The 14,400-nt window shown below is 52.3% G+C and carries 12 protein-coding genes and 2 pseudogenes; 4 read left to right on the top strand and 10 right to left on the bottom strand.

Features of this window, described 5'->3' with window-relative positions:
- The first annotated feature begins 125 nt into the window (after nucleotides 1-125).
- Nucleotides 126-3,650, top strand: coding sequence for a pyruvate:ferredoxin (flavodoxin) oxidoreductase (nifJ, locus tag ACWKXX_RS09380; RefSeq protein WP_261666213.1), 3,525 nt, complete (start codon nucleotides 126-128; stop codon nucleotides 3,648-3,650).
- Nucleotides 3,651-4,035: 385 nt separating this feature from the next.
- On the top strand, nucleotides 4,036-5,163 hold the full coding sequence (ompC, locus tag ACWKXX_RS09375; protein ID WP_017382260.1) for a porin OmpC: 1,128 nt from the start codon (nucleotides 4,036-4,038) through the stop codon (nucleotides 5,161-5,163).
- 34 nt (nucleotides 5,164-5,197) lie between these two features.
- Here ompC and ACWKXX_RS09370 read toward each other — a convergent pair whose 3' ends face one another.
- The 3 genes from ACWKXX_RS09370 to ACWKXX_RS09360 form a co-directional block, all read right to left on the bottom strand.
- Nucleotides 5,198-5,620 carry a GFA family protein gene (locus ACWKXX_RS09370; protein WP_261666212.1) on the bottom strand — a complete coding sequence of 141 codons (423 nt, stop codon included), beginning with the start codon at nucleotides 5,618-5,620 and terminating at the stop codon, nucleotides 5,198-5,200.
- Between the two features lie 2 nt (nucleotides 5,621-5,622).
- Nucleotides 5,623-5,820 (bottom strand): hypothetical protein, encoded by a 198-nt coding sequence (locus ACWKXX_RS09365; RefSeq protein WP_000790642.1) that lies wholly within the window; start codon nucleotides 5,818-5,820, stop codon nucleotides 5,623-5,625.
- A gap of 219 nt (nucleotides 5,821-6,039) precedes the next feature.
- Nucleotides 6,040-6,171, bottom strand: a complete 132-nt coding sequence (locus ACWKXX_RS09360; protein WP_017693355.1) for a hypothetical protein — start codon at nucleotides 6,169-6,171, stop codon at nucleotides 6,040-6,042.
- A 70-nt stretch (nucleotides 6,172-6,241) separates the two neighbouring features.
- Between ACWKXX_RS09360 and ACWKXX_RS09355 the strand changes: the two are divergent.
- Nucleotides 6,242-6,439: pseudogene (locus ACWKXX_RS09355) on the top strand (site-specific integrase); the annotation flags it as partial.
- Between the two features lie 49 nt (nucleotides 6,440-6,488).
- Nucleotides 6,489-7,424, top strand: coding sequence for a tRNA 2-thiocytidine(32) synthetase TtcA (gene ttcA, locus ACWKXX_RS09350; protein WP_001186974.1), 936 nt, complete (start codon nucleotides 6,489-6,491; stop codon nucleotides 7,422-7,424).
- A 43-nt stretch (nucleotides 7,425-7,467) separates the two neighbouring features.
- Here the strand turns inward: ttcA and dbpA are convergent, their stop codons facing one another.
- The 7 genes and pseudogenes from dbpA to ACWKXX_RS09315 form a co-directional block, all read right to left on the bottom strand.
- A complete protein-coding gene (dbpA, locus tag ACWKXX_RS09345) occupies nucleotides 7,468-8,841 on the bottom strand; it encodes an ATP-dependent RNA helicase DbpA (protein WP_049134332.1) in 1,374 nt (457 codons plus the stop codon).
- A gap of 57 nt (nucleotides 8,842-8,898) precedes the next feature.
- A complete protein-coding gene (gene ynaL / locus ACWKXX_RS09340; RefSeq protein ID WP_015570430.1) occupies nucleotides 8,899-9,051 on the bottom strand; it encodes a proline-rich small protein YnaL in 153 nt (50 codons plus the stop codon).
- Nucleotides 9,052-9,324: 273 nt separating this feature from the next.
- A complete protein-coding gene (gene zntB / locus ACWKXX_RS09335) occupies nucleotides 9,325-10,308 on the bottom strand; it encodes a zinc transporter ZntB (protein ID WP_017382256.1) in 984 nt (327 codons plus the stop codon).
- A gap of 90 nt (nucleotides 10,309-10,398) precedes the next feature.
- A complete protein-coding gene (locus tag ACWKXX_RS09330; protein ID WP_080276444.1) occupies nucleotides 10,399-11,529 on the bottom strand; it encodes a methyl-accepting chemotaxis protein in 1,131 nt (376 codons plus the stop codon).
- 297 nt (nucleotides 11,530-11,826) lie between these two features.
- Complete coding sequence (locus ACWKXX_RS09325; protein WP_045142581.1) at nucleotides 11,827-12,315, bottom strand: hypothetical protein; 489 nt, start codon at nucleotides 12,313-12,315, stop codon at nucleotides 11,827-11,829.
- A 28-nt stretch (nucleotides 12,316-12,343) separates the two neighbouring features.
- Nucleotides 12,344-12,484: pseudogene (locus ACWKXX_RS09320) on the bottom strand (VasL domain-containing protein); the annotation flags it as partial.
- A 201-nt stretch (nucleotides 12,485-12,685) separates the two neighbouring features.
- Nucleotides 12,686-14,302, bottom strand: a complete 1,617-nt coding sequence (locus tag ACWKXX_RS09315) for a peptide ABC transporter substrate-binding protein (RefSeq protein WP_261666211.1) — start codon at nucleotides 14,300-14,302, stop codon at nucleotides 12,686-12,688.
- Between the last annotated feature and the right edge of the window lie 98 nt (nucleotides 14,303-14,400).

The following is a 14,400-nucleotide window of genomic DNA, read 5'->3' as shown; positions in this document are numbered from 1 at the left end:
CGCATACCAAGGACACAAAAGCGAAAATCGTAAAACCTGAGCTTTGCTAAAATACACAGATAATATTCAGGGTCTGTCGTCGTTTTTCAGGCCCCTCTTTTTGCGCAATGTAAGGGTGTTGTCCTATGCAAACTATTGACGGCAATGGTGCAGTCGCGTCTGTTGCGTTTCGTACCAGCGAAGTGATCGCCATCTACCCCATCACTCCCAGCTCCACGATGGCTGAACAGGCTGACGCCTGGGCTGGTAATGGGATAAAAAACGTCTGGGGCGATGTCCCGCGGGTTGTAGAGATGCAGTCCGAAGCCGGTGCCATTGCCACCGTGCATGGTGCGTTGCAGACCGGTGCCCTGTCGACCTCGTTCACGTCGTCTCAGGGGCTGCTGTTGATGATCCCCACGCTTTACAAGCTGGCAGGGCAATTAACGCCGTTTGTGTTGCACGTTGCCGCACGCACCGTAGCCACTCACGCTCTCTCTATTTTTGGCGACCACTCAGATGTGATGGCCGTGCGTCAGACCGGCTGCGCTATGCTCTGCGCCAGCAGCGTGCAGGAAGCGCAGGACTTCGCGCTGATTTCGCATATCGCCACGCTGAAAAGCCGAGTGCCATTTATTCATTTCTTCGATGGTTTTCGAACGTCCCACGAGATCAATAAAATCGTTCCGCTGCCGGACGACACCATTCTTAATCTGCTGCCGCAGGCTGACATCGATGCGCATCGCGCTCGCGCCCTCAATCCGGAGCATCCGGTGATCCGGGGTACCTCTGCGAACCCGGATACCTATTTCCAGTCCCGCGAGGCGACAAACCCGTGGTACAACGCGGTCTATGAGCACGTTGAACAGGCGATGGACGATTTTGCCGCTGCGACGGGCCGCGAATATAAGCCGTTTGAATATTACGGTCATCCGCAGGCCGAGCGCGTGATCGTCCTGATGGGCTCCGCCATTGGCACCTGTGAAGAGGTGGTTGATGAGCTATTGACGCGTGGTGAAAAAGTTGGCGTGCTCAAAGTTCGCCTCTACCGTCCCTTCTCAGCGAAACACCTGCTCGCAGCCCTGCCGGACAGCGCGCGTGCAGTGGCGGTACTGGACCGCACCAAAGAGCCTGGCGCACAGGCTGAGCCACTTTATCTGGATGTGATGACCGCTCTGGCTGAGGCGTTTAACCGCGGTGAGCGCGAAACGCTGCCGCGCGTCATTGGCGGGCGTTATGGATTGTCTTCCAAAGAGTTCGGACCGGAGTGCGTCCTGGCGGTATTTGCTGAACTCCGCGAGGCAAAACCGAAGCCGCGCTTTACGGTCGGCATTTATGATGACGTGACTAACCTTTCTCTGCCCTTGCCGGAAAACACCCTGCCCTCGACTGCGAAACTGGAAGCGCTGTTCTACGGTCTGGGTAGCGACGGCAGCGTCTCGGCGACCAAGAACAACATCAAAATTATCGGCAACTCTACGCCGTGGTATGCGCAAGGATATTTCGTCTACGACTCCAAAAAAGCGGGCGGACTGACCGTTTCCCACCTGCGCGTCAGCGAACACCCGATCCGTTCGGCATACCTGATTTCTCAGGCAGATTTTGTTGGCTGTCACCAGCTCCAGTTCATTGATAAATATCAGATGGCCGAGCGCCTGAAGCCCGGCGGTATTTTCCTGATCAACACCCCTTACAGCGCCGATGAGGTCTGGGCACGCCTGCCCCAGGAAGTGCAGGCGGTGCTTAACCAGAAACAGGCGCGCCTGTATGTCATTAACGCCGCGAAGATCGCCCGCGAATGCGGCCTGGCGGCGCGCATCAATACGGTTATGCAGATGGCGTTCTTCCACCTGACCAATATTCTGCCGGGCGACAGCGCGCTGATGGAGCTTCAGGGTGCAATCGCCAAAAGCTACAGCAGCAAAGGTCAGGAACTGGTTGAGCGCAACTGGCAGGCGCTGGCGCTGGCCCGCGAATCGCTGTTCGCGGTGCCGATGCAGCCGGTCAATGCCAGCAGTCCGAACCGGCCGCCAGTGGTGTCTGACGCCGCCCCGGATTTCGTCAAAACCGTCACGGCGGCGATGCTTGCCGGACTGGGCGACACCCTTCCCGTCTCTGCGCTTCCGCCTGACGGCACCTGGCCGATGGGCACGACCCGCTGGGAAAAACGCAACATTGCCGAAGCGATCCCTATCTGGAAAGAAGAGCTGTGCACCCAGTGCAACCACTGCGTGGCGGCCTGCCCGCACTCGGCCATTCGCGCCAAAGTGGTGTCGCCAGAAGCGTTAGATGGCGCGCCGGAAAGTTTGCACTCGCTGGATGTAAAATCCCGCGATATGCGTGGTCAGAAATATGTCCTACAGGTGGCGCCGGAAGACTGTACCGGCTGTAACCTGTGCGTCGAGGTGTGCCCGGCGAAAGATCGTCAGGACCCGTCAATCAAAGCCATCAATATGATGTCGCGTCTTGAACATGTTGAAGAAGAGAAAGTGAATTATGATTTCTTCCTCGACCTGCCTGAAATCGATCGCAACAAGCTGGAACGCATTGACATTCGTACCTCGCAGCTCATCACCCCGCTCTTCGAGTACTCCGGGGCGTGCTCCGGCTGCGGCGAAACACCGTATATCAAACTGCTCACTCAGCTTTACGGTGACCGAATGCTGATTGCCAACGCGACGGGCTGCTCGTCGATCTACGGGGGTAACCTGCCGTCCACGCCATACACCACCGACGCGAACGGTCGCGGCCCGGCGTGGGCAAACTCGCTTTTTGAGGACAACGCAGAATTTGGTCTGGGATTCCGTCTGACGGTCGATCAGCACCGCGCCCGCGTAATGCGTCTGCTGGCACACTTTGCCGATAAGATCCCGGCAGAACTGAATGATGCCCTGCATGCGGAGGCCACACCTGACGTTCGTCGCGCGCAGGTTGCTGAACTGCGCAACGCGCTTCAGGGTGTTGAAGGGGCTGAACAACTCCTGACTGATGCTGACGCGCTGGTTGAAAAATCTGTCTGGCTGATCGGCGGCGACGGGTGGGCCTACGATATTGGTTTCGGCGGTCTTGATCATGTCCTGAGCCTGACCGAAAACGTCAATATTCTGGTGCTTGATACTCAGTGCTATTCCAACACCGGCGGACAGGCCTCGAAAGCAACGCCATTGGGAGCGGTCACGAAATTTGGTGAGCACGGCAAGCGCAAGGCGCGTAAAGATTTGGGCGTCAGCATGATGATGTATGGACACGTCTACGTCGCGCAGATTTCGCTGGGGGCGCAGCTCAACCAGACGGTGAAAGCCATTCAGGAAGCGGAAGCGTATCCAGGCCCGTCGCTGATTATCGCCTACAGTCCGTGTGAGGAGCATGGCTACGATCTGGCGCTCAGCCACGACCAGATGCGTCAGCTCACCGCAACCGGCTTCTGGCCACTGTACCGCTTCGACCCGCGCCGTGCCGATGAAGGGAAATTGCCGCTGGCGCTGGATTCGCGTCCGCCGTCAGACGCCCTTGCCGAAACCTTACTTCAGGAGCAGCGTTTCCGCAGGCTGAACGCTCAACAGCCAGAAGTGGCAGAGCAGCTATGGAAGGATGCGGCAGCGGATCTACAGAAGCGTTATGACTTCCTGGCGCAACTGGCGGGGAAAGCCGAAAAATCGACCAGTGAATAACTTTATGCCCGGCTTGTCCGGGCATTTTTTTGCCAAAAAAAGCCCGATGCACGTGCACCGGGCGAATCCAGAAGATCGGTGAAAATTGCCTCAATGTTCTGAACAATATTCACGGGAATTATGGATGAAAAAATCTTAAAGGCATATAACGGCGTGGAGGTTACCTTGTTTTCCACGTAATTAATAATTTTTATTTTGTATTGATTATAATAATTCATTCATGGCATCAATCGTTATTTCTACCGCATCATTTAGTTTAGATTTTACTTAACCCGTAACAATTATATTTTATTCATCCGCCGTCAGAGTGATTTAGCATGGGACAGCTTTCCAGCCCGGAAAGTTCACGAAGTAATAAAAAAATAACTGCAAAGGAATAATCAAAATGCAAAGAAAAGTACTGGCACTGATGATCCCCGCTTTGTTAATGGCTGGCGCCGCTCACGCAGCTGAAATTTATAATAAAGACGGCAATAAACTGGATCTGTATGGCAAAGTAGATGGTCTGCATTATTTCTCTGACGACGCGTCTAAAGATGGCGATCAAACCTATATGCGACTGGGCTTCAAAGGTGAAACCCAAATCAACGACATGATGACCGGCTTCGCACAATGGGAATACAACATTCAGGCAAACAACACCGAAGGGTCTGACAATCAGTCCTGGACGCGTCTGGCCTTCGCGGGTGTGAAGGTGGGCGATTACGGCTCCTTCGATTACGGCCGTAACTATGGCGTCCTGTACGACGTTGAAGGCTGGACCGATATGCTGCCAGAATTTGGTGGCGACTCTTATACTTATGCCGATAACTTTATGACCGGTCGTGCAAACGGCGTGGCGACCTACCGTAATACCGACTTCTTTGGTCTGGTGCAGGGTCTGAACTTCGCGGTGCAGTATCAGGGTAATAATGAAGGTAATAACTGCGACGAGAATTTCTGCTCTACCAATGAAGGGACCAACAACGGTCGTGATACACGTCATGAAAATGGTGACGGTTACGGTATATCCGCAACCTACGATTTCGGCATGGGCTTCAGCGCAGGTGCGGCATATACTTCATCTGACCGTACCAACGATCAGGTAAATTACACTACTGCGGGCGGCGATACTGCGGATGCATGGACCGCAGGTCTGAAATACGATGCCAACAACATTTATCTGGCGGCAATGTATTCCGAAACCCGCAATATGACGCCGTACGGCGACAATGCAGATGCGGTGGCAAACAAAACCCAGAACTTTGAAGTGACCGCACAATATCAGTTCGATTTCGGTCTGCGTCCGGCTATTTCCTATTTACAGTCCAAAGGTAAAGACCTGGGCAATGGCCAGGATGATAAAGATCTGGTGAAATATGCTGACGTCGGTGCTACCTACTATTTCAACAAAAATATGTCCACCTATGTTGATTATAAAATCAACCTGCTGGATGAAGATGATTCATTCTACAAAAACAATGGCATCGGTACGGATGACATTGTAGCGTTAGGTCTGGTTTACCAGTTCTAATCCCGTTAGCCCGCAGCGATCTGCGGGCTAATTTTTATCGCTGTTTCGCCTGTTCTTTGCGGAAAGAGAGATAGCCAAATACTCCGCTGCCGCCATCCATAGGGTGATTAACTCCATCCATTACCACCACTTCCGGGAAGTCGAATGGCGTGACATTTTCCAGACAGGCAACATTCACACCATATTCATTGGGATTGGAACGTCGTTGATGGAACGTGTAAATACCGCAAATCGAACAGAAGAAATGGCGCGCCGTGCCGGTGTTGAAACGGTACTCTGTGAGCGTGTCCGCGCCCTGCGTCACCTTAATGCCCGTCAAAGGCGCAGAAACCACTACCGCCCCACGCATCCTGCAAAACGAGCAGCTACATCGACGTGCGGTATTCAGGCCGTCCGACAGCTCAACCGTAAATTTCACCGCCCCACAATGACACTGTGCATGACGAATGTCAGCCATCGTTATACTCCTTTTCTCACTAACTCAGCCGCTTTTAAAAAGACCTCATCTTCGACACCATCCCCCTTCTGCCTGCCGAGCCTTACCAGCTCAGCGACAATACTTTCACGGTTGATGATCTTCTGGGATGAAACCAGCCCGATAACGGCGGCACCAATCGCCAGCCCAACTAATCCTGTCTGCTCGTCTTTATTTTTCATAGAAGCGCTCCCTTGTCCCCCTCAAAAGCGTAGCAGGAGAAATGTAAAACGCGCTGGTACGCGGGAATGAGATCCGTGCTTTATCTCAGCTGTTCGCCAGGCAAAACAGTAGGGGTTCTGAGCGGTTATCAGACAACGTTGAAGAGGACAACATGAATAGCGGTGCGCGTAGAGAGGCCGAATGGGTGTTAAAACCGCCTTCGAAAAGGCGGCAGGTCATTACTCTGGATCTTTATCGCCTGATTCAGGCGCTGAGCCAGGATCATCTTTCGGTTTTTTTCCATCCTTGTCCGGGTTATCCGGGCTGGGATTATAATCAGGATGGTCACCATTAACGGGACGGTCAGTCATTTTCACCTCCGTTTTTACTGCGTAAGCTGTAAGTGTAGACAACCCTTCAGTCTTAACCAAACTTCTCCTGTGGAGCTCATTTGTAAATCGTGCTGGCATTCGGCGCTGCAATCCGTACCATACACGACACACTTTCGCATGCTGGTTTTTACCGGTAGCCACAAACCCGTCTTTTATCGCTAACCAGATGGGGCACGTACATGCGCAGATGGTGTATGAAATCTATGCTACATGGATAGAAGAGATGAACACGAAGCTGACGCTTTGAAATCGTTTTCCTCACCCTGTGCCCCATTTGAGATCTGAGTAACGAATAGATGCAACAAAATCAAGAAATTAACAAGAAAGAACAGTACAACCTGAATAAACTGCAAAAGCGACTGCGCCGTAACGTGGGCGAAGCCATTGCAGACTTCAACATGATTGAAGAAGGCGATCGCATCATGGTCTGCCTGTCGGGCGGTAAAGACAGCTACACCATGCTGGAGATCCTGCGCAATCTACAGCAAAGCGCACCGGTGAACTTTTCTCTGGTCGCGGTTAACCTCGATCAGAAACAGCCGGGCTTCCCGGAGCATATCCTGCCGGAGTACCTTGAGAACCTGGGCGTTGAGTACAAAATCGTAGAAGAGAATACCTACGGCATTGTTAAAGAGAAGATCCCAGAGGGCAAAACGACCTGCTCGCTCTGCTCACGTTTGCGTCGCGGCATTCTGTACCGCACCGCAACCGAACTGGGCGCCACCAAGATTGCGCTTGGTCATCACCGGGACGACATTCTGCAAACGCTGTTTTTGAATATGTTCTACGGCGGCAAAATGAAGGGAATGCCACCGAAGCTGATGAGCGACGACGGGAAACACATCGTGATCCGCCCACTCGCCTACTGCCGCGAGAAAGACATTGAGCGTTTCTCCCAGGCCAAAGCCTTCCCTATCATTCCGTGCAATCTGTGCGGCTCACAGCCGAACCTGCAACGTCAGGTCATTGGCGACATGCTGCGTGACTGGGATAAACGCTATCCGGGTCGCATCGAAACCATGTTCAGCGCCATGCAGAACGTGGTGCCTTCGCACCTCGCCGACGTTGAACTGTTCGATTTCAAAGGGATTAACCACGGTTCAGAGGTGGTGAATGGCGGGGATCTGGCGTTTGACCGCGAAGAGATCCCGATGCAGCCTGCTGGCTGGCAGCCAGAGGAAGAGGATGCGCAATTCGATGAACTGCGCCTGAACGTGGTAGAAGTCAAGTAACCTGGGAGCGTCTCAGATATCATTTCTGAGACGCGTTTTAAGCTTATTTCAGCAGTCGAACGCGGCAGGTCTTCCCTTTAATCTTCCCGCCCTGCAACTGTTTCCTGGCCTTTTGCGCAACTGACTGGCGAACCGCTACGTAGACATGCGCAGGATGGACCGTGATCTTGCCAATATCTGCCCCGTCGAGACCGATATCCCCAGTTAACGCCCCCAGAACGTCACCGGGACGCATTTTGGCCTTTTTACCGCCGTCGATGCACAGGGTGGCCATTTCCGCCGCCAGCGGAGCGATGCTGATATTACCAGGGGTATTCACCCAGTTGAGTTTCAGTTGCAGCATTTCCGCAAGAATATTGGCGCGCTGCGCCTCTTCAGGTGCGCAGAAGCTGATGGCGAGACCACTGTTACCTGCGCGCGCGGTACGCCCGATGCGGTGGACATGCACTTCCGGATCCCATGCCAGTTCGAAATTCACCACCAGCTCAAGCGATTTAATATCCAGGCCACGGGCCGCCACATCCGTTGCAACCAGCACGCGTGCGCTGCCGTTAGCGAAACGCACCAGCGTCTGATCGCGATCGCGCTGTTCCAGATCGCCATGCAGCGATAATGCGCTCTGTCCTGCATCATTCAGGGCATCGCACACCGCCTGACAATCTTTTTTGGTATTACAGAACACCACGCAGGACGCTGGCTGGTGTTGGCTCAGCAATTTTTGTAGCAGTGGAATTTTGCCGTGCTGCGATGTCTCGAAGAACTGCTGCTCAATCGCCGGTAACGCATCGACAGTATCGATTTCAATGGTCAGCGGGTTCTTCTGCACGCGCCCGCTGATCGCCGCTATCGCCTCTGGCCAGGTGGCAGAAAAGAGCAGCGTCTGGCGTGTGGCTGGGGCAAAGCGGATCACTTCGTCAATCGCATCGCTGAAGCCCATATCCAGCATGCGGTCAGCTTCATCCATCACCAGCGTTTGCAGTGCATCGAGTGAAACAGTGCCTTTTTGCAGGTGATCGAGCAGACGGCCTGGCGTTGCCACAATGATATGCGGCGCGTGCTGAAGGGAATCGCGCTGCGCACCGAACGGTTGCCCGCCGCAGAGCGTTAAAATTTTAGTGTTAGGCAAAAAACGCGCCAGACGACGCAGCTCACCCGCGACCTGATCGGCCAGCTCGCGCGTCGGGCAGAGTATCAAGGACTGGGTCTGAAACAGGGTTGCATCAATGTGTTGTAACAGGCCTAGCCCAAATGCAGCCGTTTTTCCACTGCCGGTTTTCGCCTGCACGCGCACGTCACGGCCTTCAAGGATAGCCGGCAGCGCGGCGGCCTGGACAGGGGTCATAGTGAGGTAGCCCAACTCATTCAGGTTAGTCAGTTGGGCTTCAGGCAGAACGTTCAGCGTGGAAAAAGCGGTCACAATATACTCTCGTGGTAATGATTGCAGTCAGATGGCGCGTATCCTCGCAGATCTGCGCTAACGATGCGACAATTTAATCGGTTCTTCATCGGGCGGCGGATCCGGCATCGGCTGCGGACGTGGGACAGGATCGGGTATCGGCGTCGGATCGGTGGGCACCGGATCGGACTGCCAGGTGTTGAGGCGTTGCAGGGCAAGTAGCATACTCATCTTTTCCTCCAGATTAGGGTGCTTACTCCTAAAGGGTAGACGCAGATAAACAGGAGGCAAAAAAAAGCCGACTATGAAGTCGGCGTCGTACGAATCAATTGTGCTATGCAGTAATTCAAAAAAGGAAGTAAGACAATATGGAGCGCAACGCCCATCGCTTGACGTTGCATTCACCTGCGGGAGTAATATTGCACCTAACATGGTCGGAGTTTATTGACTTCGCTCAATTAAAATGTCGTTTTGAAGCCGACTCTGCCTCAGAAAAGCGTAAATTTACAGCCATTTACTACGATGCAACCACCATGCAACACCCCCAATCAAAACCACTAACATGACGCAAAACGTGGTGAAGCCATAGTGATATTCACCGCCGGGGATCCCTCCGAGGTTTACGCCAAACAACCCCGTCAGGAAGGTACTCGGTAAAAAGACCATCGCCATCAGCGACATGGTGTACGTTCTCCTGGCTAACGACTCCTGCATCACCTGGGCTATCTCATCCGCCATGACTGCCGTTCTGGCAATACATGAGTCAATCTCGTCCAGTCCACGTCCGAGCCGGTCAGCGATATCCTGCATTCTGCGGCGCTGATCGTCGTTCATCCAGCTCATGCGTTCGCTGGCCAGCCGCGCATAAACGTCGCGCTGAGGGGTCATATAGCGGCGCATCACGATGAGCTGCTTACGCAGCAGCGCCAGAAAACCACGTGGGGGGATTTGCTGATCGAGCAGGTTATCTTCCAGATCGATGATTTTATCGTGAAGTTCTTCAATAAACTCGCTGGCATGATCGGTCAGCGCATCACACACATCCACCAGCCAGCTGCCGCAATCCGTAGGCCCCGTGCCCTCTTTCAGATCGTTAATGACGTCATCCAGCGCCAGCACTTTTCTCTGGCGGGTGGAAACAATCAGCCGTTCATCCATATAAACACGCATTGCCACCAGCTGATCCGGACGCTCATCCGTACTGCCGTTTATACAACGCAGCGTAATTAACGTCCCCTCACCCATGCGGCTGACGCGGGGTCTGAGACTTTCTCCCGCCAGCGCATCCCGAACGTTGTTGGGCAGTAGCGGCGTGGACGCGAGCCACTCGGCGCTGTCCGGGTGCGTGTAATTGAGGTGCAGCCAGCATGGATGTTCGCTGTCGATGTGATCCTGATCTTCAAGCGGCCTTGCGCCGCCTTGTCCATCAAACACCCATGCAAAAACTGCGTCAGGTACGTTAACCTCAGACCCTTTAATGCTCTCCACAGCGCCTCCACCGTTTTATCTCTTTCGGTGTCAGTCTAGCTTTCGCCGAGGGTTAAGCAATAATTATGTGAGGCATCGTCCTGAATACGTTCAGGAATTCACCGCCCATTCGCGGCTTCTTAACGCATTATCAGTCTGGAACTCATTTTCCAGACGGAAATTGCGTGTTCGTGTCTGGAGCTCAATCACCTGATTGCGCAGCACATCTGACGATCCATTGAGTTCCTCAACCATCGACACGTTGCTCTGCGTTACGCGTTCAAGCTCTGATAATGCCTGCGTAATTTGTGAAATACCTTTTTCCTGTTCTGATGTTGAGGCGGATATTTCATCCATCAGTCTGCTCACATTGCCCGAACCGGTAACAATGTCATGCATGTTTTTTTCGGCTTCAGAGACCACGTTAACGCCCTGCGTCACGTTATGGCTGGTAACTTCAATCAGTGACTTAATATTTTTTGCCGCTTCGGCGCTACGATGCGCCAGGCTTCTCACCTCACCCGCGACCACAGAAAACCCTTTACCATGGTCGCCCGCTCTTGCCGCTTCAACGGCGGCGTTAAGCGCCAGAATATTGGTCTGAAAAGCGATACCGTCAATCAGCGAGATAATCTCTGTCATTTGCTGGGCGCAGTCGGTAATCGACTGCATATTGTTCGCGACCTGCCCCATTAATTCTCCGCCTTTACGCGCCTGTAACGTCGCGATATTCGCCTGCTCGCTGGCTAAACGGGTATTGTCGGCATTATTTTTTGTACTTGCAGCCATCTCTTCCATGCTGGCTGCCGTTTGCACCAGCGAAGCTGACTGCTGTTCTGTTTTGACGGAAAGCTGCGCGCTGCGTGAAGAGAGTTGATCTGACAGGGTCATCGCGGTTTGCGAGGAGGCGCGGATCTCACGGACCAGCGTTGCAATGTTGCTGGAGAGACTATTAATCCCGGGGATCAGTCGTCCCGCACAGTTGTTGCCAAATTCAGGTATCGACACGCCAAGTTTGCCTGACGTTACTTCTTCAATACTTTTTTTCACAGTATTGATCGGCGTCACAAGATATTTGGTCATGTACGCCCAGAGTAAAAATAAGGCGATGAATTGTACAATTATGACTGCAATAAAAAGCGAAGAATTCCGTGAAAATAGCGCTATAACTCCATCACTTACCAAAAATACACATAAAAGGAAATAGACAATGAACGTTCTGACACTAATATTTCTTAGCATACGTTTTCCTGGGACATTATATTTTGGTTGGCATTAAGGGTTATAGCATTGCCATACGAATTTGTCCTCACGTTCGTCGCTGGTTTGTTGTTTTGCAGTTTGATTTGCGCAGTTTTACTTAGGGCGGATAAAAAGCATGTTTTACGCTAAATATCTGGCTTGTCGTTGGGTTGCTGATACCCCTTCCATAACGGTAATTATATATTTAAGGAGGGGTACTGTAGGGCGCCGTTGTTTAGTGGTGCTTAATAAGTTAACGTAGTTAATACGCGCCCCTCCCGTTAGAGTGGCTTACGTTCAGGCCAGATAGTCGATAGTCTGGAAAAAGCAGTCCTCATTCATGAGAATATTCTCTTTTGCACTTTGATGCCCGCGACGAATATACCAGCCTGTATCAGGCGCCATGCTTAAATGGAATATCCTCGCCCCCGACAGACTATCGGGGACATTAATACTCATCGTCACACACCCCTTCTCCGGCCCCCTGATCACCTGTTCTGGCATAATGGTGACGCTGCGATCCCCATTTTGCAAAATGATCGTCGTAATAGCATAACGACATATACCGCTACTGAGGCTGTAGCCAACCGTACTTAAATCGGTGATATGTTTTTTAGATAAAATTATTTCAATACCAGAACCTTCAAACCATGTAATGATTTGCTGCGCAAGATCCTCCATCCGCTCACAAAACGTCCTGACTTCGGCCTCAGCCGTATTAACATAGATTGGTTTGTCCCCGATATTCTGTTGCACTTTCTTAAAAAAACGCTCTCTTGCTGACATGTCAACTCCGTGTTTTTCGCCAGTCTCATTATTCTTTTTGGTGCTTCAGCAGGGCATAGCTGGCAATCAACTGCTGAAGATGCTGTTCGGTCTGGTTTAGCTGCGCTGCTGACAGGGGTTGCCCGGCAGGTAAAATGGAAAGCAGACGAAGCTGCTCCTCAAGCGGAACGGTATGGCGAATAAATGACTACGCATTTTTCGATAAACGGGAGAAAAAATCTCTCTGAAGATATTCATCATGACAATAAGTGATGGGCTGATATGAAGGGGATATTCGGTAATAACCATGCTGTAAAACTATCAACCCTTAGAGCGGGCGCTTATGGGTTAATGGATGTTAACCATAATCACGTAGCGCCCTGAGCTCTTTTTAGTGCTTTTCAATATACATTGTACGGCTGTACGCAACATCCTCTGGGTTATTTATCGGATAACCTTTAACCCATGGCTTGATGAGACGGCCATTGGTGTATTGATAAATAGGGGCAATCGGTGCTTTCTCGGTGAGGATCTTCTCGGCCATGTTGTAGTCGGCATTACGCGCTTTTTCAGTAGTTTCGAGCGTCGCCTGATGAATAATCTTATCGTAAGCAGGATCGTTGAATCGTGAGATATTCCCGCTATGGGAGGATGTCAGCAGCGACAGGAATGTTGACGGCTCATTGTAGTCCCCTACCCACGATGCACGGATGACGTCAAAATTCCCGGTATTGCGGCTGTCGATGTAGGTTTTCCACTCCTGATTCTGCAACTTAACGTCAACACCCAGATTTTTCTTCCACATGGATGCAACGGCAATCGCAATTTTCTGATGGTTTTCAGACGTGTTGTACAGCAGCGTTAATTTTAGCGGCCGCTGAGGGCCATAGCCTGCCGCCTGCAACAACGTTTTCGCCTGCGCATTTAGCTCCTGTTGCGACATCTGCTCAAATGGCGAGGTTTCCGGCGTAAAACCCGCAGTGACATCGGGAGTAAAATGCCAGGCCGGTTTCTCGCCGGTCCCCAGGACTTTTTCCGCCATAATACGTCTGTCGATAGTCATGCTGAGCGCGAGACGTACGCGGGCATCCGCGGTTGGGCCTTTTTGCGTGTTAAACGCGTAGTAATAGGTCCCAAGCTGTGGCGGTGTGTATACCTGTCCCGGAATATCTTTAAGCAGCTTCTGGTACATGTTTTTCGGAAACGATTCTGTAATATCGATATCGCCCGCCAGATAGCGTTTGGTCGCTGAGGACTCCTGGTTGATCGGTACAAAGGTGACTTTTTTAAGCACCGTCCTGGCGTTATTCCAGTAATGAGAGTTCGGCTCAACCACCAGTTTTTCATTCACCACGCGATCTTTCAGCACATAAGCACCGTTGCCAATGAGCGCGCCAGGGCGCGTCCATTCCTTACCGCTCTCCACATTGGCCTTTTGAACAGGATAAAACGCGAAGTTAGCCGTCAGATTACTGAACCAGGGTAGCGGTTTGTCCAGCTGCACGCGCAGCGTTTTAGCATCGACCGCCGTCACGCCGAGCGTATCCGGAGCAGCTTTGCCGTCGATGATGGACTGGGCATTGTTAATGCCCGCCAGCGCCGCAAACCAGGCGAAAGGTGACGTTGTTCTAGGATCAACCAGACGACGCCAGCTATAGACAAAATCTTGTGCCGTCACCGGAGTACCGTCGGACCACTTAGCGTTATCCCGCAGCGTGAATGTCCAGATGCGGTTATCATTGCTCTGCCAGCGCGTCGCCACGCCGGGAACTAACTCCCCTTTTTCGTTCTGATTCACCAGCCCTTCATAGAGGTCGCGGATCACCTGTATCTCGGGCAATCCCACCGCTTTTGCCGGATCGAGCGAAGCGGGCTCATCTTTGATATGTCGAACCAGCTCCTGCTTTTGCGCCAGAACCGTTCCTTCGGGAACCTCCGCGGCATATGAAAGTGAAGAAAGCCCGCACAGCCACAGCGCAGTACAAAGAAGCGAAACAGGATGCTTCATACGATCCCCTTAATGATGTCAGGTAACAGGTAGATGCGTAATTATTTGTTTCGAAACGGAGAAATGCAAATGCTTCCTCCGGAAAGTTGATGTCAGGC

It is taken from the genome of Enterobacter sp. UPMP2061, from assembly GCF_053709615.1.
The sequence above is the reverse complement of the archived record's forward strand: the minus strand, read 5'-3'. Positions and strand labels throughout refer to the sequence as shown.

What these genes read in the sequence shown, in the direction of transcription:
- ACWKXX_RS09330 (WP_080276444.1), bottom strand. Translation starts at nt 11,529, where the DNA reads ATGCTAAGAAATATTAGTGTCAGAACGTTCATTGTCTATTTCCTTTTA.
- nifJ (WP_261666213.1), top strand. Translation starts at nt 126, where the DNA reads ATGCAAACTATTGACGGCAATGGTGCAGTCGCGTCTGTTGCGTTTCGT.
- ACWKXX_RS09370 (WP_261666212.1), bottom strand. Translation starts at nt 5,620, where the DNA reads ATGGCTGACATTCGTCATGCACAGTGTCATTGTGGGGCGGTGAAATTT.
- ACWKXX_RS09360 (WP_017693355.1), bottom strand. Translation starts at nt 6,171, where the DNA reads ATGACTGACCGTCCCGTTAATGGTGACCATCCTGATTATAATCCCAGC.
- ynaL (WP_015570430.1), bottom strand. Translation starts at nt 9,051, where the DNA reads ATGAGTATGCTACTTGCCCTGCAACGCCTCAACACCTGGCAGTCCGAT.
- ttcA (WP_001186974.1), top strand. Translation starts at nt 6,489, where the DNA reads ATGCAACAAAATCAAGAAATTAACAAGAAAGAACAGTACAACCTGAAT.
- ompC (WP_017382260.1), top strand. Translation starts at nt 4,036, where the DNA reads ATGCAAAGAAAAGTACTGGCACTGATGATCCCCGCTTTGTTAATGGCT.
- ACWKXX_RS09365 (WP_000790642.1), bottom strand. Translation starts at nt 5,820, where the DNA reads ATGAAAAATAAAGACGAGCAGACAGGATTAGTTGGGCTGGCGATTGGT.
- ACWKXX_RS09315 (WP_261666211.1), bottom strand. Translation starts at nt 14,302, where the DNA reads ATGAAGCATCCTGTTTCGCTTCTTTGTACTGCGCTGTGGCTGTGCGGG.
- ACWKXX_RS09325 (WP_045142581.1), bottom strand. Translation starts at nt 12,315, where the DNA reads ATGTCAGCAAGAGAGCGTTTTTTTAAGAAAGTGCAACAGAATATCGGG.